A 17,783-nucleotide genomic window follows, 5' to 3' on the forward strand; every position below is an offset into this window, starting at 1 on the left:
AAGGCGCCGTAGAAGCCTCATTCTTACATGACGCTGCGCGGCCCGCGCGCGCAGTCAGCTATGTCAAACGATTGCGTCAGTCGTACGCCGACATTTCCAGCAGGCCTGCGCTCGCTGCCGCGCCGGCGCCGCGCACGGCGCAGGTCAGTGGTTCGTCGGCGACGCGCACCTCGAGGCCCAGTTCGTTGCTGAAATAGCGCGCCATATTGCCGAGCAGCGCGCCGCCGCCCGTCAGCACGATGCCCGCGTCGGCGATATCCGTCACGAGTTCGGGCGGTGCGCTTTCCAGCGCCGTCTTCACGGCGGCGAGCACCTGGCGCAGCGGCGCGGCGATCGCATCGACGACATCCTGCGTCGACACTTCGACCGTACGCGGCAAGCCGTCGTCGACGCCGCGTCCCGTTGCACGCATCGTGTCGGGCGGCACGACGGCGAGCGCCGAGCCGATCGTTTTCTTCACGAGTTCCGCCGTCTGCTCGCCTAGCAGCACGCCGAAGTTGTTGCGCACGTGCTTGATGATCGCGGCATCGAACTGGTCGCCGCCGACGCGGATCGAGCCGCTGTACGCCGTGCCGCCCAGCGCGATCACGCCGATTTCCGTCGTGCCGCCGCCGATGTCGACGACCATCGAGCCCGTCGCCGACGACACCGGCAAGCCCGCGCCGACCGCTGAGGCAAGCGATTCGTCGATCAGGTTCACCTTCCACGCGCCTGCCGCTGCCGCCGCCTCGCGGATCGCGCGGCGCTCGACCTGGGTCGCGCCCGACGGCACGCAGATCGTGAACGCGGCGCGGCGCGCGAAGAACGGACGCGGACTCGCCATATCGACGAATTGCCGGATCATGTGCTCGGCTGCGGGGAAGTTGGCGATCACGCCGTGACGCATCGGCCGCACGGGTTCGAGGTTGCACGGCGCGCGGCCGATCATCTGCTTGGCCTCGCTGCCGACCAGCGCGACGACCTTGCGCCCCGCCGCCGATTCCTGCTTGTCGAAGCACACCACGGACGGCTCGTTGAGCACGATGCCGCCGTCGTCGGTGTAGATCAGCGTGTTGGCCGTGCCGAGATCGACCGCCACGGACTGGCGGAACAGGCGTCCAAAAAGCGATGACTGCGCATTCGATCTGGCCATGGTCAGGCTCTTTTGAAAGAAGTGAGCTGCCTTGCGGGCAGCGGAAATGTCAAACGTACGGCGCAATGAAGCGGCGCGTTCGTGCGTCGGAAAGTTTTTCCGGCTCTTGAGCGCATATCGGCAAATGCCCAGCGAACTTTAGGAGAATGAATTCGAAAACTGTCTTACGGCCGCTTACGGCGCGGCCGGTTTGACAGTTCAAGTGACGGGATTCGATGCGTTATGGATTAGCTGCGGGCCAACGGCGCGAGCGCGCGTACCAGTGCATCGCGGCCCAGCGCGACGCCGTCGCCGGAAATCGTGTGGCCGACACCCGGCAGCGCGAACGCCTCGACGTCGAAGCCCGCGTCGTGCAGCGCGATCGCGGCGCGTTCGGTTTCGTCGACGGAAATCACGGCGTCGTCGTCGCCGTGAATCAGCGTCACGGGCGTGGCGCTGTGCGTCGTAACGGGCGACGCAAGCCGCCCCGAGAACGCAACGACGACGGCCGCGCCCTGCGGATTCGTCGCCACGTGATGCAGCGACATCATCGAGCCTTGCGAGAAGCCCACCAGCGCGAGCTGGCCATAGCCGAGCTTCCAGTGCGCGAGTTCGGCGTCGAGCATTGTCTGCAGCGCGGGCCATGCGGCGGCGACGCGGCCCGGACGATTGTCTACGTCGACATCGCGCAGCGAGAACCACTGACGGCCGCCGAAGCCGCCGTCGAACGGCTCGCTGCCATCGAGCGAGACGAACGCCGCTTGCGGCAGCGCTTCGCGCCAGATGTCCGCGAGCGGCACAAGATCCTGAGCATTGCTGCCGACGCCATGCAGCAGCACGACCAGCGCCGTCGCCGGTCCGTCGGCGGGCGCGAGCCGCCAGCCGTTGTCGAATTGTTCCCAGGCCATCGCCATCATTCCTTTCGCTTTCGCTCTATCGCGCGGCGCACCGAGGGCATGGCGCCGCTGCCGTGTCACGCGCAGGCGGCAGCATACGCCGCACGCCTCGATTGTGCGTGAATTTTGTGACGACCGTCAGCGGCGCCCAACACGTGATGCACGCACGCGATCTCGCACTGGACAACGCATTTCTGATCCGCTCCGCGCGCGCGGATGCGCACCTTGCCGATGCCGTTCGCCGCTTGCGACTATCATCGGCCTTTATCCGTCTGCTGCGCCGCGCGACACGACCCGCGAACTCATTCGACGCGTTGCCCTTTCACCGCCCGGAGACCCGTTTGAGCGAACCGAACCCACCCGCCGGATCATCGGACCAACCCGCCCCTGCAAAGCCCGCCGGCCCGCCTCCCCAGCCGGCGCTGCACGGCAGCCAGCTGGTGCTCGCGACCTTCGCCGTCGCGCTCGCCACGTTCATGAACGTGCTGGACACGTCGATCGCCAACGTCGCGATTCCCACTATCTCGGGCAACCTCGGCGTATCCGTCGACGAAGGCACCTGGGTCATCACCGTGTTCGCCGCGTCGAATGCCGTGGCGATTCCGCTAACGGGCTGGTTCACGCAGCGCTTCGGGCAGATCAAGCTGTTCGTCGGCGCGATTCTCGGCTTCGTGGTTGCGTCGTGGCTGTGCGGCGTCGCGCCGTCGCTGCCCGTGCTGCTATTCGCGCGCGTGCTGCAAGGCGTGGTGGCCGGTCCGCTGATTCCGCTATCGCAGTCGATCCTGCTCAGTTCGTGGCCGAAAGAAAAATCGTCGACGGCTCTCGCGCTGTGGGCGATGACGGCGACCGTCGGCCCGATCGCAGGCCCGGCGCTCGGCGGCTGGATCACGGACAGTTATTCGTGGTCGTGGATCTTCTACATCAACATTCCCGTCGGCATCTTCGCGGCGGGCGTCACGTGGATGATCTACCGCACGCGCGAAACGCCGACGCGCAAGCTGCCCATCGACATCGTCGGCCTCGGCCTGCTGGTCACGTGGGTCGCGTCGCTGCAGATCATGCTCGACAAGGGCAAGGATCTCGACTGGTTCGGCTCGCCCGTGATCGTCACGCTCGCGATCACGGCCGTCATCAGCTTCGCGTTCTTCCTCGTGTGGGAGCTGACGGAGCCGAACCCGATCGTCGATCTGCGCCTCTTCAAGCAGCGCAACTTCCTCGGCGGCACGATTGCGATTTCGGTTGCGTATGCCGTGTTCTTCGGCAACCTCGTGCTGCTGCCGCAATGGATGCAGGAGTACCTGAACTACCGTTCCGTCGACGCCGGCCTCGTGACCGCGCCGCTCGGCATTTTCGCGGTGATCCTCGCGCCCGTGATGGGCCGCGTGCTGCCGCGCTCGGACGCGCGCATCATCGCGACACTTGCGTTCATCGGCTTCGCGATCGTGTTCTTCATGCGCTCGAAATACGTGATCGAGATCGACACGTGGCATCTGGTGCTGCCGACGCTGCTGCAAGGCATTCCGATGGCGATGTTCTTCGTGCCGCTGACGGCCATCATTCTCTCGGGACAGCCGGGGCCGAAGGTGCCCGCCGCCGCCGGGCTCTCGAACTTCGTGCGGGTGTTTTGCGGCGCGGTGGGCACATCGATCGCGGGCACGGCATGGAACAGCCGCACGATCCTGCATCACGAACGCCTGACCGAACAGGCCAACGCGACCAATCCGCTCTTCGCGCAGCAGACGGACGCGACGCAGACGCTGCTGCATGTGAGTCCGTCGACATCGAATGCGCTGTTCGATTTCACCGTGAACACGCAGGCCGCGATGATGGGGCTGAACGACATCTTCTATGCGTCGGCGATCATCTTCGTGCTGATCATTCCGCTGATCTGGATTACACGGCCCGCGCGCGGCGGCGGTGGAGATGCGTCGGGCGCGCATTGAGTTTCCTGCCCTGGCGGAAGATGCGAAACAGGACAAACATGCGCGGGCCCAGCCTTCTGTCAAATGACGATTTATTCCCACTGGGCAAGACTTTTGTGCGCTATGTGGGGGTCAAAAACCCGCGACGATCTCCTATATTTCCGGCTATCCCACTTGTGGATCGATCGGCGTCCACGCCGACCAACCCACGCCTGAAATCTGGAAACGACTTGGGACGGGCAACGCCCGTATCCTCGATAGGAGAAGTTATGAGCGAAGCAAATCGAAGCTCAGTGCGCGAGCTAAATCATTTCATCGACGGTCGACTCGTCGCTGGCGCGAGCGGCCAGTTCGCCGACGTATTCGATCCGGCGCAAGGCCGGCCCTCGGCACGCGTGCCCGTCGCGAATGCGGATGAAGTCGCCGCCGCCGTCGCCGCTGCAAAAGCCGCGTTTCCAGCATGGAGCGAGACGCCACCGCTGAAGCGTGCGCGCCTGATGTTCAAGTTCAAAGAACTGCTCGAAAAGCATTCCGATGAAATCGCCGAACTCATTACGCGCGATCACGGCAAGCTGTTTGAAGATTCGAAGGGCGAGGTATTGCGCGGTATCGAGATCGTCGAATTCGCGTGCGGCATTCCGGACCTCCTTAAAACCGACTTCACCGATCAGATCGGCATCGGCATGGACGCATGGAATCTGCGTCAGCCACTTGGCGTGTCCGCGGGCGTCACGCCGTTCAATTTCCCCGTGGTCGTGCCGTGCTGGATGTTCGTCATGGCGGCAGCGACGGGCAACACGTTCATCCTCAAGCCCTCGGAGCGCACGCCATCCGCTTCGATACGGCTTGCCGAGCTATTCATCGAAGCCGGTTTTCCCAAAGGGGTGTTCAACGTCGTGCATGGCAGCAAGGCCGTCGTCGATGCGCTGATGGCGCATCCCGATGTGATGGCGATGTCGGCTGTCGCCTCGACGCCCGTTGCCGAATACATCTACACAGAAAGCGCAAAGCACGGCAAGCGCGTGCAGGCTCTCGGCAGCGCGAAAAACCATCTGGTCGTGATGCCCGACGCCAATCTCGACCGAACAATCGATGCGTTGATCAACTCGTCGTACGGTTCCGCAGGCGAGCGCTGCATGGCGACGTCGGTCGCGGTGGCCGTCGGCGATATCGGCGACGAACTGGTCGAGCGTCTCGTGCCGCGCGTGCGCTCGCTCAGGATCGGCAGCGGCATGGAGCCGAATCTGGACATGGGGCCGCTCATCAGCGCCGCGCATCGCAACAAGGTGGTGGGTTATATCGAAGCGGGTGTCGCGGAGGGCGCACGGCTGCTTGTCGACGGTCGCGGACATACCGTGACCGGCCATGAAGAGGGCTTCTTTCTCGGCGGTTCGCTGTTCGACGACGTGAAGCCTGACATGCGCATCTATCGCGAAGAGATTTTCGGGCCGGTCCTCTCGGTTGTCCGCGTGCCCGATCTCGCGAGTGCGATAGCGCTCGTCAATGCGCACGAGCTGGGAAACTGCGTGTCGCTTTACACCTCCGACGGCAACGCGGCGCGCACGTTCTCCCGGCAGATCAAGGTGGGGATGGTGGGCATTAACGTGCCGAGTCCGGTGCCGTCAGCGTGGCATTCGTTCGGCGGCTGGAAGCGGTCGCTGTTCGGCGATCATCACGCTTACGGCGAAGAAGCCGTGCGCTTTTACACGCACTACAAGAGCGTCATGCAGCATTGGCCGGAGGACATTGTCGGCAAAGCTGCGTAATTCATGATGCATGTCGGCGGACGCGGACGGAGCCGTGTTCGCCGACGCGGTGGCTATCGCGCGGCCATCCGCCCGTTATGCTTAGCGGGTGGCATGACGCCGTAAAAAGAAAACGCTAAGCATCGAAGTACATCGGCTCAAGCGAAAGCACTATTCCGAACGCCGAGGCTTGCCGCAGTCCGTCGACTCCATAGAACTGCACTTCGCCGCGCTGGCCGACGACAATGACTTCGCGCGCGCCGCCTTCCAGATAACCTCTCACCCTGTGTTCGATATCTCGCGGAACGTCCCGGTCGAGGAGCACTTCGACACACAGGTCCGGTACAAACGGAATAGGACCTTTTTCACGGTCGATTCCTTCCCACTTTTCCGGTGACATCCAGATGACGTCCGGCACACGGATGCCAAACGAACGCGTCGTCACCGCGACCGACATGGCCGCGACGTGGCCAATCTGCTCGGCAATCTGGCAGTAGATGTCGGTCATGACAATCTGCCGACGCGCCGAAGGATGAGGATGCGGCACCGTTTCGCCGGAAGCGTCAAGCTCACTGCACGCGAGGCCATCCGGTTCGGCGCCACCGTTGATTCGACACCACGTAGCAACGAGTCCGTCCTGGTCAAGGAGAGTAGACACGAGCAAATGCCTCCAGTAGGGAAGTTGCGTAAGCGTATACCCTTTCTCCCGAATTTAACAATCTGATCTGTGTGCGGCGCACAATCCAGGCGGATTGCAGCGCTCCAGAAGCGTCATGTCGCGTTCGATCAAGCGGATTGTGCGCTGCGAAATCTTCCGGAACTGAAGGCGCAATGCGCGAGTCGTACGAACTGCAGGCGATAAAGCCCCTCTCTGCGCGTGTTTTATGGAAATGCTAGCGTGTCGAGTGCGCGGACCTATTGCTATCTTGTCCGCGGCTTTCGGCAAGGACATTTTCAGCAAGGACGTAGCGCGAGCGAAGCAGCACAATCCGTCAGCAGGATGAGCCACGATTCGCGCGGCCACAGGAACTGATATGGAACTAGATCTGGAGACATTCCGGCGATTACGTCGTCTCGCTCCCGTGCTGGACGACATACTCAATGCGAAAGAGGTCGAATACCCGGACCAGGCGGTTTATCTCGCGGATCTCGCGCAGATCTGCTCGCAGCTTTTCGATGCGTATCACTGCATGCATCCCGATGAAACCGCCCGCGCTCGCCTCGATGCGCTAGCGTCGCAGTAACGCGAGTGGAAATCGCACATTTGAGCGCGTGATGCTGGACACATCGGGAGCCCAATGACCGAACCAACCTCGAGCGACGCGGCGCGAATACGGCTTGAACAAGCTCGTCGCTTGCTTGCGCTGGCACAGACGGGACTGCACTACGCGACCAGCGCTTTCGACAAGGAACGCTACGACGAAATCGCGAAGATTGCTCATCGACAGATTGCCGAAGCTGCGTCACTGGATACGATCAAGGTCGCCGAACTGTTCGAGTTCGAATCGGGCTATGCCAATCCGAAACTGGACGTGCGGTGTGCGGTTTTCGACGAAGCCGGTCGAATACTGCTTGTTCGCGAGATTGCTGACGGACGCTGGTCACTTCCCGGCGGCTGGGCCGACGTAGGTCTGTCACCCGCCGAAAATGCAGCGAAAGAGGTTCAGGAGGAAAGCGGATACACGGTACGCATCGAGCGATTGCTGGCCGTGTGGGACATGAACAAACACGGTCACCCCGTTTCCCCTTTCCACATCTGGAAGATCGTATTTTCAGGCGCTATCGAGAAAGCCGGAATGGTCAGCGGCACGGAAACAGATAACGTCGGTTTCTTTGCCCTTGAGGACATTCCTCCCTTATCGCTCGGCCGCGTGCTTCCCGAACAGATTCGGCGGATAACAGAACTACATGACAGCGGTGCGGTCGATTTCGACTGACGTCGATCGCTGCACAAGAATAAGACTGGCATTCGACTCAAGAAAAACAATCTATTCGCAGCGCGCCCGTGCCCTCTTCATCGATTCGATATGGTGGACGGTCGTCGTCTTGTTTATTCCGCTCGGTCCGCCAACCGACGAGATCCTCGCTAATCCAGATGCCTTTACTTCGACCATCGTTTTCTGGCTTATCGTCGGTCAATGCATTCCGATACTCATCACCGGAATCATGTGGGCAACGTGGGGCACGTCACCCGGCAAGCGGGCGGTTCATATTCGAATCGTCGATGCAGACTCCGGACAGCCTATGACCGTCAAGCAAGCCGTTTTACGGACAATCGGCTATTTGCTCACCTTTGGCATGCTCGGCGCAGGCTTCTTATGGATCTTCTTCAATCAAAAGAAACAGGCTTTGCATGATCGCATAGCGAATACCGTGGTCATTGCTGGAAATAGCTAGCCGGGCGACAAAGCGGCATAGCTGTCCGCCTGTAGCGTTTCATTACGGCATTTCCCCTTTCCGCTGATAATCAGCCGGTATAACGTCCGGCTTCCGGACGCCTTGCGTTTGCCGGCGTTCCGTCTATGCTCAAGCGAGCCTCGACGCAGTCAATTCAGATAAAAGTACTCGTCGCTACGTCGAAGCACTCTGCCGACCAGGCGGCAGCCCTCCCTCTATCACCTATAGCGCCTTGCTCAAGCAAGCATGGCCACCTATGGCTTGTCGTTTTGTTCCGAGAGCTGACAGCTCTGTGCAGTGCAGGCATTCCTATCCCGGCATGACGTCTCGAAGGCAGTCGCTAACACGAACCGAAGAAAGGAGTTGGCCATGAATCCGAGGACTTTGTGCAAACGTCTTGCACGCAATTCGACTCTCTGTACGTCTTTACGTACAGCCACATCGCGAGATCTTCCTGTATCGCCACCGTTGTTGTCCGCTCCTGTTTGAATGAATGACTGACGGGCTTCAGGCAACTTCAGGCAGCTTCAGGCAACCCCTGAACAATGCACAACATCGATGGAGACAGGCGATGAACTCAGGTTATTTCGCAATTTCCCGCGAGGGCCGACGCGAAAAACGCAACGCGGCCACACTCAAGACACTGCGCTCGATGATTACGGGTGCGGCGCTTATCGTCGGCACACTGATGGCTAGTTCTGTTTGCAAAGCAGACGAGCTTTTCATCGGAGATCTTGGAGACAACACAGTCAAGCAGATCGATACATCGAATGGAAAGGTTCGCGGCGTATTTGCCATGAATCAAGGCCTCAACGGAATAATGGGGATGATTTTCACTGATGGCGAATTGCTGGTTGTCAGTGAGAACAGTAGTCAGGGAACGAATCAGCCCAATGGCGAGGTTTTTCGTTTTGACGCTACAACGGGCCTGTTTCTGGGCAAGCTCATTTCATCGACAGACCGTGGGGCACCTTTTGCTCCGCAGGGAATCGTTCGGGGCGACCCGGGTGACAGATTCTATATTGCAGATCTCGGCGTTCGAGACGACGACTGTGCCAATCAAGGCGACGTAAAAGAGTACAACCATCGAGGTGCATTTCTCGGCAACCTGGACCGGCGCGGCTTCAGAGCGGCGTTCTATCCGCGTGGCGTCGTCTTCGGGCCTGACGGACTGCTCTATGTGTCCGCCAGAGGCTGCCCGCTTTCGACGAATGCGGATGACTCGCTGATTGCCTATGTATTGCGCTTCAATCCGCAATCCCGGAAATTCGTCGATGTATTTGCTTCGAACAGGACCGTCGCGGGCTTTCATCGACCCGAGGGACTGGTGTTCGACGACAAGGGGAATCTCTGGATTACGAGCTTCCGTGATAACAGCGATGCCAACGATGTCGACCGGATTCTGAAACTGGATGGACGAACTGGCCGTCTACTCGATTCCATTCCGCTTTGGAAAACGGGGGATCCAAGAGCCTTCGCGCAAGCCATCCTGTTCGGACCGGACGGTAAGCTCTTTGTGCCCATATCGGGCAACGCACCTAAAACGAGCGGCGAGCTTCTTCGCTGCGATACGAAAACGAAGGTTTGTGATCCTCTCGTGGCAGCGGGCGGAGCGCTCATATCTCCCTGGTTTCTGATCCTCCGTCGCAGCGACCCCGCGACGTTGACCTACAGGGGACGGTAGTCGAGCAGATGTCGCCTCGGCAAACCGAAAGCCGCAAGCCTGATTTCAACGGGACCGTCTGGTCCCGTTTCTCTTTTTCTGTGTGACTTTCCGAAAATGCTGCTGCAAAACTCCGGTTAAATCGGTGCTTAGATAAAGCAGCCGCGCAAGCCCGCCCAGCAGTTCCGGCGTTCTGCGCAGAACATCTGGACGCCTGGTCATTCCTCGAATGCGGCCGGCGTGCTGATATGAGTACCCGCGCATTTGCGTTGTACTTCCCTGTCTTCCTGGAGTTCTTTATGTCCGCCGCTTATTCCGCTGCTTCGCCCGATACAGATTTCGCCGCCATCAAGACTCGCCAACAGGCAGCCTGGTCGACAGGCGACTACGCTGTGGTTGGCACCACTCTGCAGATCGTCGGGGAGAGCCTCTGCGAAGCGCTCGACGTCCGTGCCGGCAGTCGCGTTCTCGATGTGGCCGCGGGCAACGGCAATGCGACGCTTGCCGCCGCGCGCCGCTATTGCGACGTCACGTCGACTGACTATGTCGCTTCGCTACTCGATTCGGGCCGTCTGCGTGCACAGGCTGAAGGACTCCCCGTGCAGTTCCAGGAGGCGGACGCAGAAGCACTTCCATTCGGGGACGCTTCATTCGACATCGTGATGTCGACGTTCGGCGTCATGTTCACCCCCGCTCAGGAAAAAGCGGCTGCCGAACTCGCTCGTGTCTGCAAGCCAGGCGGTCGGATAGGCCTCGCCAACTGGACGCCGGAGAGTTTCATCGGGCAGATGTTCAAAACGATCGGCAAGTACATTCCCCCGCTGCCAGGCGTGAAGTCGCCGGCACTCTGGGGCACAAAGGCACGCCTGGAAGAACTGTTCGAAGGCAACGCGCGAAAGATCACCGCGACGAGCCGCTATTTCACGTTCCGTTATCGGTCACCGGCACATTTCATCGACGTGTTTCGCACGTATTACGGGCCGATGAACAAAGCGTTTGCTGCACTCGAAGGAGAAAGGCAGACGGCATTCCTCACCGATCTGATGACACTGATCGAGAACGGAAACCGCTCGAACGACGCGACGCTTGTCCTGCCGAGCGAGTATCTCGAAGTCGTGGTGGAACGACTGTGAGTGAATCAGCCTGTCGACGTGTTTGCCAGTGTCCAACGTCAAACCATAGATCTGTCGTCTCCGCGCCGACATTTCACCCCACCGACACCGCCGCAGACACTCAAAAAGCCTGTCAGCAAAGGCTTGCTGCAACATTGGCACAGACTCTGCAAGCGAACGGCATTCACGCCAATCCGCGATCGATCGACAAAGTCCATGAACGATATGAATAGCACTGCCGCATCGCAAGCCTTCTCATCTGCAACGCCCGTCATCGCATTGCATTGCTCTGGCTCGGGAGCCGCGCAATGGCGAAAGCTCAGCGAAGTACTCGGCTCGCGCCACGTCCTGGTCGCACCCGAGCACTATGGCTGCGAAAGCACGGGCCCGTGGAGCGGCGAGCGCGCATTCACACTCGCTGACGAGGCCGCGAGGACGGTCGGCATCATCGACGCATCGAGCGGCAAGGTCCATCTCGTCGGTCATTCGTATGGCGGCGGCGTTGCGTTGCACGCCGCGCTCGAGCGGCCAAAGCGTATCGCAAGTCTGACGTTATACGAGCCGTCGGCGTTTCATCTGCTCAAGACGATGGGCTCGTATGGCGCGCATGCGCTCGCAGAGATCGTGGCGATATCGAAGCGTACGGCCGACGGCGTCAGTTGTGGCGACTATCGGGGCGCGGCGGCTTCTTTCGTCGATTACTGGGGCGGTCCGGGCTCATGGGACGCACTGCGGCCCTCCATACAGGCCGCACTCACACGCTGGGCTCCGAAGGCGCCACTCGACTTCCGCGCATTGATCGAGGAGCGTACGCCCACCCATGCGTATGCCGATCTGCGTGTGCCCGCACTGATCCTGCGCGGCCAGCACGCACCTGTTCCAACGCGCGCAATCGCCGAACGGCTGCCGATGCTGATACCGGCCGCGCGGCTGGCGGTGATCGAGGGTGCAGGACATATGGGGCCGGTCACGCACGCCGATGAAGTCAACGCGGCTATCGTGCGGCATATCGCGGAAGCCGAGCCGTTGCGTGAGTCGGTATCAGGCTGAAGGGGGCACGCGCGTCGACGCGGCATCGGGCAGCGGTCTCCCATCAGCAGCTGTTTGCCCCGTCGATTGCGCTGGCTCTTGTCTTGCGAGTTGGGCCTTTCGTTTGTCGTCTTGCGGGCGAGCGCGCTCGCGCTCCTCACGAAATCCCTTCTCGTTACACAAAACGTAGAGAATTGACACGCAGACAATGACTGCAGTTGTTATATAAAAGCTGTTCATTCTTGATACGTCTCTGACACGTCAACTCGAACGGCACGAGAAAGACTAACGATTACATTGTGCTGTCGCTATGGGAAACACCCTTCCCTTGCTTAGGGGTAAGCGATCGAGCTTTGACCGAGCCCGAGCCGCCGGTCGCCAGGGAATCGAGAGAGAATGATTTCGGATCTCATTACCGCCCCGCTCGAATCAACCGCCTATTCTGTATGAGAGTTTGCGGAACGACGGGAGCTGCCATGCAAGCCGATCCAAAAGTCATTGAATATCTGAACGCCGAACTGAAGTACGAACTGACGGCGATCAATCAGTACTTTCTGCACGCACGCCTCTACAAGCACTGGGGCCTCGAAGCACTCGGCAAACACGAATACGACGAGTCGATCGAGGAAATGAAGCACGCCGACAAGCTGATCGAGCGCATCTTCATGCTCGACGGCTTACCCAATTTGCAGGATCTCGCGAAGCTGCTCGTTGGCGAAGACACGCTCGAGGTGCTGCAATGTGACCTCAAGCTCGAACAGTCCGCGCAGGCGCATTGCAAGGAGGCGATCGCTTATTGCGAATCGGTGAATGACTACGTATCGAGAATGATCTTCTCCGACATTCTCGATGACACGGAAGATCATATCGACTGGCTGGAGATTCAGATCGCGTTGATCGATAAGGTCGGAATCCAGAACTACCAGCAATCGGCGATGGGTTCGCCGGAATGAATACCGATTAGGCTCGATGCGCATGCAGAAACCTGTTCGCAGCAGTCTTTGGCAGCAGTGACAAAACGAATGTGTGTCGGGAGAGTGTTGCGGCGCCGTGAGGTGCGCTCAGGCGTCCATGGCTTCCTCGAGTGCCGCGCGCAACGCGGGCGTGCAGGCGATCACGCAATTGCCGTGCGCGAGACACTCCGGCGTGAGGAAGTCGTTGACCCAGCCGCCCGCCTCCGCCACGATCAGCACGGCCGCAGCGGCGTCCCACGCGTTGATGTGCAATTCGCAGTAGGCATCCTGCCGCCCCATCGCTACATACGCGAGACCGAGCGCGCCCGAGCCGCGTCGCTTCACACCCGCACCCAGCGCATGCAGACGGCCGTGTACGGTCGCATAGCGCTCGTAGGGCACGCGCGAGGACCAGCCCAGTTCCACGGCCGACCGTGCGACATCGTCGATCGTGCTCACCTTGATCGGCTGACCGTTCAGCGTCGCGCCGCGGCCACGACAGGCCGCGAATAGTTCGTCGCGCATCGGGTCGTAGAGCACGCCGATGTGCGCCTGGCCATCGAGCAGAAAGGCAATCGACAGACAGAAGTACGGCACGCCGCGCGCGAACTCCGACGTCCCGTCGATGGGATCGACGACCCAGGCGCGCGGACCGTATGCGCCGCCGCCCTCTTCTCCGAAGAAACCATCGTCCGGGAACGTCGCGGCCAGTCGTTGCGCGATCAGGCGCTCTGCCTCGCCGTCCGTTTCGGTGAGATAGTCCTGCGGCCCCTTGAACTGAAGCGCAAGCGTATCGTCCCGCTCCAGGAAGCGCTTGCGGATGAGTGCACCGGCCTCACGCGCAACCGCGCAGGCCGTGAGATAGCGCAGTTGCTCTTGCATGTCGTTCATTGTTCGAACTCTTTGGATGTGATGCGGGCGCCTCGATAGCGCTCACGGACAAGCGTGCAGTTTAGGGGCAAGTCCGCAGGCGTCAAGATCTCTGATCGCTGGCGCGAAGCTACTGCGAATAAAAGCCCGAGCCGACCAGACCTGGAACGCCGTCGATCGTAACCGCCTTCACATAAGTCCACTTATGCGAAGGCTCGGTCTGCCCCGGCCTCAGAAACATGTAGTCGACCCAGCCCGTCCCCTTCGTTTCAGCCGTCTGAATCATGGCGTCGTGAAAGGCCTTGCCGTTCGTATCTTTCTGACCGCTGACGTTGCTCCCCTCGCGGGCGGGAAAGGCAGGATTCAGCAACACATTTGCCTTCAGATCGTAAACGAACAGATATGTGTCGCCGTGGAACCACTCGCTGCCTTTGATTCTAAACCCGGCAAATGCGGCTTTTCCTTTGCTATCGATTAATGCCGCGGCCTGGTCGACCAGCGCGACCGTCTGCTTGGATATCTCGGACGACGGAGGCGATACCTGAGAAAAAACAGGCGACGCGGCGCCCGCCAATCCCGCCAGCAGCATGATGCCGGTAAAGAGAAGATTGCCTTTCATAGCGCTGTCTCCTGCGTGCGAAGCGTAACGCATCCGCTTTCCATGCACGAAGACTAGTGCACGAGGCGCTGCCCGGTCAGACTCGTTTTCCCGCATCGCATGGGCCATGCGCCTACACTACGAATCGGAACAGCGAAGAAACGGCTCCTGGGCTTCCGGCGATGACGATGGATATCGAACAATGGCTGGGCGGACTTGGCCTCGATCAATACGCGCGGGCGTTCGCGGATAACGACATCGAGCTTGCGATGCTGCCCGAGCTGACCGACGCGGATCTGAAGGAACTCGGCGTCCAGTCGCTAGGACATCGCAAGCGCCTGCTGGCGGCGATCGCCGAACGAACCACTTCGACGTCGAGCGCAAAGCCAGTGGGACCAGTCGCATCGCCCGTCGACGATCGCAGACAGGTCACCATTCTGTTCGCCGATCTATGCGGTTACACGGCGCTTTCCCAAACGCTCGATCCCGAAGAGTTGCGCGAGGTGATCGGCCGCTTCATATCGCTGGTCGATGGCATCCTGCTCGCCTATGGCGGCACGGTCGACAAACACATCGGCGACGCAGTGATGGCACTGTTCGGTGCGCCGCGCGCCCATGAGACCGATCCGCTGCGTGCCGCCCGCGCTGCGCTCGATATCCACGATGCGCTCGCGCAACTCAGCGCGAAAAGCGCGCACCCGTTGCAGGCGCATATCGGCATTGCGAGCGGCGAGGTGGTAGCGGGCGCCGTCGGTCGGGCCGATGCGCTCGACTATACGGTGCATGGCGATTCCGTGAACCTGGCAGCACGCCTCGTCGCGGCGGCGACTGCGGGGCAGACATTGCTGTCCGATGGCGTACAGCGAGCGCTGGGCGAAAACGCCACGTGCGAATCGTTGGGCGAGATGCACTTCAAAGGCATCACCGCGCCCGTGCGCGTCTGGAGATTGTGCAGCGTCGCGCGTGAGCCAGGCCGCGCGAGCCGCAGCCAGTTTGTCGGACGGAAGGCCGAACTGGAACAGTTCCACGGCATCGCCCGAACCTGTCTCGAACAACGCGCGGGCCACGTCGTGTATGTGCGCGGCGATGCGGGCATCGGCAAGACGCGTCTCGTCAACGAGATGCGCGTCTTCGCACAGGCGCAGGGTTTTGCGGTGCATCGGGGGCTCGTGCTCGACTTCGGCGTCGGCAAGGGACAAGACCCCGTGCGCGCGATCATCGACAGCCTGCTCGGCCTGTCAGCGGCGTCCGTGATCGACGAGCGACTCGAAGCCGCCGAACGCCTGGTGGCTGAACGCGTCATCAGCAACGAGGAACGCGTGTTTCTGCACGACCTGCTCGACCTGCCGCAAACGGGAGAATGGCGCACCCTCCATGACGCGATGGATCATACGGCGCGCAAGCGCGGCAAGCAGGCAGTCGTGGCGGCGCTGACGGCCGATGCGTGCCGGCGCGGGTCCGTCATGTTGCTGGTCGAAGACCTGCATTGGGCCGATGTGCAGGTGCTCGGCTATCTCGCGGCGTTCGCGTCAGGTGTGGCGAGCGGCGCCGGGCTGCTGGTGCTGACCTCGCGAGCCGAAGGCGATCCGCTCGATGCTGCGTGGCGCGTGCGTCTGCGCGACACGCCGCTCGCGACGATCGATCTCGGTCCGCTGCGGCGCGACGAAGCGCTGACCCTGGCAGGCAATTTCATCGATGCGACACAGCGCGTAGCGCTCGCCTGCATAGAACGGGCGGACGGCAACCCGCTGTTCCTCGAACAACTCTTGCACAACGCTGAGGAAGGCAGCAGCGAGGCGGTGCCCGCGTCGATCCAGAGCCTCGTGCTCGCGCGCATGGACCGGCTCGCGCCGCGCGACCGGCTCGCGTTTCAGGCGGCGTCCGTGATTGGCCAGCGCTTTGCCGTGGCGATGTTGAGGCATCTTGTCGACGAGCCCGACTATAGCTGTGAAAGGCTGGTCGAAAATGCGCTCGTGCTACCGGAAGGCGAAGACTTTTTGTTCGCTCATGCACTGATCCAGGAGAGCGCCTATTCGACGCTGCTGCGCACGCGGCGGCGCGAACTGCACAGGCGAGCCGCTGAATGGTTTGCCGACAGCGATGCCGTGCTTCACGCGCAACATCTGGATCGGGCGGAAGACGAGCGTGCCCCGCACGCCTGCCTCGTCGCTGCGATGGCGCAGCGCACGGCCCGTTTCACGGAGTCGGCGCTGCAACTCGTTAATCGCGGACTGGAGATTGCACAGACACCCATCGACCGGCACGCGCTGACCTGCTTCAAGGGAGAGTTGCAGCGCGACCTGGGCGACATCGAGGCATCGATTGCAACCTACCGCGATGCTGCCGCGATCGCGCCCGACGACACGGCCCTGTGCATTGCGCAACTCGGGCTCGCGGAGGGACTGCGCGTCAACGAAGGCCTGACAGAAGCGCTCGCGCTGCTGGACGCCGCACAGAAGACGGCCGAACGCGAGAACCACACCAACGAACTGGCGCGTCTGCATCATCTGCGCGGCAACATACTCTTTCCGCTCGGCCGCATCGACGATTGCCGGGTCGAGCATGAGCGCGGGCTCGTACATGCCCGTCGTCTGGGGCTGCCGGAAGCGGAAGCACGCGCGCTAGGCGGCCTTGCGGATGCGGCCTACGCGCAAGGCCGCATGCGCTCCGCGTTCGAATACTTCAGCCGTTGCGTGGCGCTGAGCCGCGAGCACGGATTTGGCCGCATCGAAGTGGCCAACCGTTCGATGAAGGGCTTCAGCCGCATCTACCTCAACGAGGCGCGAGAGGCGCGTGACGATGCCGTCGATGCGTCGCGCGAAGCCGCGCTCGTCGGGCAGCCACGTGCGCAGATGTTGTGCGAAACGCTCGGCGCTTTCGCGTGCTACGAAATGGGCGACATCGAAGCGACACGCGTGCATCTCGAACAGGAACGGCGGCTGATCCGGCAACTCGGTGCGCGCCGCTTCGAGGCGCAGAACATGGAGATCGAGGGGCGCCTGCTGCTCGACAGCGGACAACGGACAGAAGCCGCGCGGACGTTGCGGGCCGCGCTCGAACTATGCCGCGAAGTCGGCATGCAATTTAGCGCACCGAAGGCGCTGAGCGCGCTGAGCCGCGCTGTCGATGACGACGCCGCACGCTTGCAACTGCTCGACGAGGGCGCGGAACTGCTGCGCCGTGGCGCCGTCGGGCACAACCATCTCTGGTTTTACCGCGATGCAATCGAAGCGATGTTATGGGTCCGCGATGCCGCTGGCGTGTTGCGCTATGTCGAAGCGCTGGAACGCTACACGCAAGCGGAGCCGCTGCCGTGGGCGCAACTGTTTGCAGCGCGTGGACGCGCACTGGCCGCCATGCAACTCGATCCGGCGTCCGGCGATGCTCGCGGCGAACTCGAACGCGTGCGTGCAGCCGTCGCCGATGCCGGATTCAACGGCTTCTTGCATGCTATCGACGAAGCGCTTGCCTGAGCCGACCCGCGACA

The 17,783-nt window shown here is 61.5% G+C and carries 15 protein-coding genes; 10 read left to right on the forward strand and 5 right to left on the reverse strand.

The window, feature by feature from the left end:
• Positions 1-76: 76 nt before the first annotated feature.
• Positions 77-1,132, reverse strand: a complete 1,056-nt coding sequence (gene mreB / locus QEN71_RS11125; RefSeq protein WP_201652744.1) for a rod shape-determining protein — start codon at positions 1,130-1,132, stop codon at positions 77-79.
• Between the two features lie 227 nt (positions 1,133-1,359).
• A complete protein-coding gene (locus QEN71_RS11130) occupies positions 1,360-2,019 on the reverse strand; it encodes an alpha/beta hydrolase (protein ID WP_201652741.1) in 660 nt (219 codons plus the stop codon).
• 329 nt (positions 2,020-2,348) lie between these two features.
• Between QEN71_RS11130 and QEN71_RS11135 the strand changes: the two genes are divergently transcribed.
• On the forward strand, positions 2,349-3,950 hold the full coding sequence (locus QEN71_RS11135; RefSeq protein WP_201652739.1) for a DHA2 family efflux MFS transporter permease subunit: 1,602 nt from the start codon (positions 2,349-2,351) through the stop codon (positions 3,948-3,950).
• Positions 3,951-4,198: 248 nt separating this feature from the next.
• A complete protein-coding gene (locus tag QEN71_RS11140; protein WP_201652736.1) occupies positions 4,199-5,695 on the forward strand; it encodes a CoA-acylating methylmalonate-semialdehyde dehydrogenase in 1,497 nt (498 codons plus the stop codon).
• A 115-nt stretch (positions 5,696-5,810) separates the two neighbouring features.
• Here the strand turns inward: QEN71_RS11140 and QEN71_RS11145 are convergent, their stop codons facing one another.
• Positions 5,811-6,182, reverse strand: coding sequence for a Uma2 family endonuclease (locus QEN71_RS11145; protein WP_233471961.1), 372 nt, complete (start codon positions 6,180-6,182; stop codon positions 5,811-5,813).
• Between the two features lie 526 nt (positions 6,183-6,708).
• Here QEN71_RS11145 and QEN71_RS11150 point away from each other — a divergent pair.
• The 7 genes from QEN71_RS11150 to bfr all read left to right on the forward strand — a co-directional run bounded on the left by QEN71_RS11150 (position 6,709) and on the right by bfr (position 12,828).
• On the forward strand, positions 6,709-6,918 hold the full coding sequence (locus tag QEN71_RS11150; protein ID WP_201652733.1) for a hypothetical protein: 210 nt from the start codon (positions 6,709-6,711) through the stop codon (positions 6,916-6,918).
• A gap of 54 nt (positions 6,919-6,972) precedes the next feature.
• Positions 6,973-7,611: an NUDIX hydrolase gene (locus QEN71_RS11155; protein WP_201652730.1), complete on the forward strand. Its 639-nt coding sequence runs from the start codon at positions 6,973-6,975 to the stop codon at positions 7,609-7,611.
• A complete protein-coding gene (locus QEN71_RS11160; RefSeq protein WP_201652727.1) occupies positions 7,583-8,071 on the forward strand; it encodes an RDD family protein in 489 nt (162 codons plus the stop codon). Before QEN71_RS11155 ends, QEN71_RS11160 begins: the two co-directional genes overlap by 29 nt.
• Before the next feature lie 571 nt (positions 8,072-8,642).
• Positions 8,643-9,755, forward strand: coding sequence for an NHL repeat-containing protein (locus QEN71_RS11165; protein ID WP_201652724.1), 1,113 nt, complete (start codon positions 8,643-8,645; stop codon positions 9,753-9,755).
• Between the two features lie 278 nt (positions 9,756-10,033).
• Positions 10,034-10,867 (forward strand): class I SAM-dependent methyltransferase, encoded by an 834-nt coding sequence (locus tag QEN71_RS11170; protein WP_201652721.1) that lies wholly within the window; start codon positions 10,034-10,036, stop codon positions 10,865-10,867.
• 204 nt (positions 10,868-11,071) lie between these two features.
• Entirely contained in the window at positions 11,072-11,896 is an 825-nt protein-coding gene (locus QEN71_RS11175; protein WP_201652905.1) for an alpha/beta fold hydrolase, read from the forward strand.
• A gap of 455 nt (positions 11,897-12,351) precedes the next feature.
• A complete protein-coding gene (bfr, locus tag QEN71_RS11180) occupies positions 12,352-12,828 on the forward strand; it encodes a bacterioferritin (protein ID WP_201652718.1) in 477 nt (158 codons plus the stop codon).
• 108 nt (positions 12,829-12,936) lie between these two features.
• Here the strand turns inward: bfr and QEN71_RS11185 are convergent, their stop codons facing one another.
• Positions 12,937-13,719, reverse strand: a complete 783-nt coding sequence (locus QEN71_RS11185) for an inositol monophosphatase family protein (protein WP_201652716.1) — start codon at positions 13,717-13,719, stop codon at positions 12,937-12,939.
• A gap of 109 nt (positions 13,720-13,828) precedes the next feature.
• Positions 13,829-14,317 (reverse strand): cache domain-containing protein, encoded by a 489-nt coding sequence (locus tag QEN71_RS11190; protein ID WP_201652714.1) that lies wholly within the window; start codon positions 14,315-14,317, stop codon positions 13,829-13,831.
• Positions 14,318-14,484: 167 nt separating this feature from the next.
• Here QEN71_RS11190 and QEN71_RS11195 point away from each other — a divergent pair, with 167 nt between their 5' ends.
• Complete coding sequence (locus QEN71_RS11195; RefSeq protein WP_233471960.1) at positions 14,485-17,769, forward strand: adenylate/guanylate cyclase domain-containing protein; 3,285 nt, start codon at positions 14,485-14,487, stop codon at positions 17,767-17,769.
• Positions 17,770-17,783: the final 14 nt, after the last annotated feature.

The organism is Paraburkholderia sabiae (genome assembly GCF_030412785.1).
Classification (GTDB): domain Bacteria; phylum Pseudomonadota; class Gammaproteobacteria; order Burkholderiales; family Burkholderiaceae; genus Paraburkholderia; species Paraburkholderia sabiae.

What these genes read in the sequence shown, in the direction of transcription:
- QEN71_RS11145 (WP_233471961.1), bottom strand. Translation starts at nt 6,182, where the DNA reads ATGACCGACATCTACTGCCAGATTGCCGAGCAGATTGGCCACGTCGCG.
- QEN71_RS11170 (WP_201652721.1), top strand. Translation starts at nt 10,034, where the DNA reads ATGTCCGCCGCTTATTCCGCTGCTTCGCCCGATACAGATTTCGCCGCC.
- QEN71_RS11165 (WP_201652724.1), top strand. Translation starts at nt 8,643, where the DNA reads ATGAACTCAGGTTATTTCGCAATTTCCCGCGAGGGCCGACGCGAAAAA.
- QEN71_RS11175 (WP_201652905.1), top strand. Translation starts at nt 11,072, where the DNA reads ATGAATAGCACTGCCGCATCGCAAGCCTTCTCATCTGCAACGCCCGTC.
- QEN71_RS11150 (WP_201652733.1), top strand. Translation starts at nt 6,709, where the DNA reads ATGGAACTAGATCTGGAGACATTCCGGCGATTACGTCGTCTCGCTCCC.
- QEN71_RS11185 (WP_201652716.1), bottom strand. Translation starts at nt 13,719, where the DNA reads ATGAACGACATGCAAGAGCAACTGCGCTATCTCACGGCCTGCGCGGTT.
- QEN71_RS11155 (WP_201652730.1), top strand. Translation starts at nt 6,973, where the DNA reads ATGACCGAACCAACCTCGAGCGACGCGGCGCGAATACGGCTTGAACAA.
- QEN71_RS11130 (WP_201652741.1), bottom strand. Translation starts at nt 2,019, where the DNA reads ATGGCCTGGGAACAATTCGACAACGGCTGGCGGCTCGCGCCCGCCGAC.
- QEN71_RS11195 (WP_233471960.1), top strand. Translation starts at nt 14,485, where the DNA reads ATGGATATCGAACAATGGCTGGGCGGACTTGGCCTCGATCAATACGCG.
- mreB (WP_201652744.1), bottom strand. Translation starts at nt 1,132, where the DNA reads ATGGCCAGATCGAATGCGCAGTCATCGCTTTTTGGACGCCTGTTCCGC.
- QEN71_RS11190 (WP_201652714.1), bottom strand. Translation starts at nt 14,317, where the DNA reads ATGAAAGGCAATCTTCTCTTTACCGGCATCATGCTGCTGGCGGGATTG.
- QEN71_RS11140 (WP_201652736.1), top strand. Translation starts at nt 4,199, where the DNA reads ATGAGCGAAGCAAATCGAAGCTCAGTGCGCGAGCTAAATCATTTCATC.
- bfr (WP_201652718.1), top strand. Translation starts at nt 12,352, where the DNA reads ATGCAAGCCGATCCAAAAGTCATTGAATATCTGAACGCCGAACTGAAG.
- QEN71_RS11160 (WP_201652727.1), top strand. Translation starts at nt 7,583, where the DNA reads ATGACAGCGGTGCGGTCGATTTCGACTGACGTCGATCGCTGCACAAGA.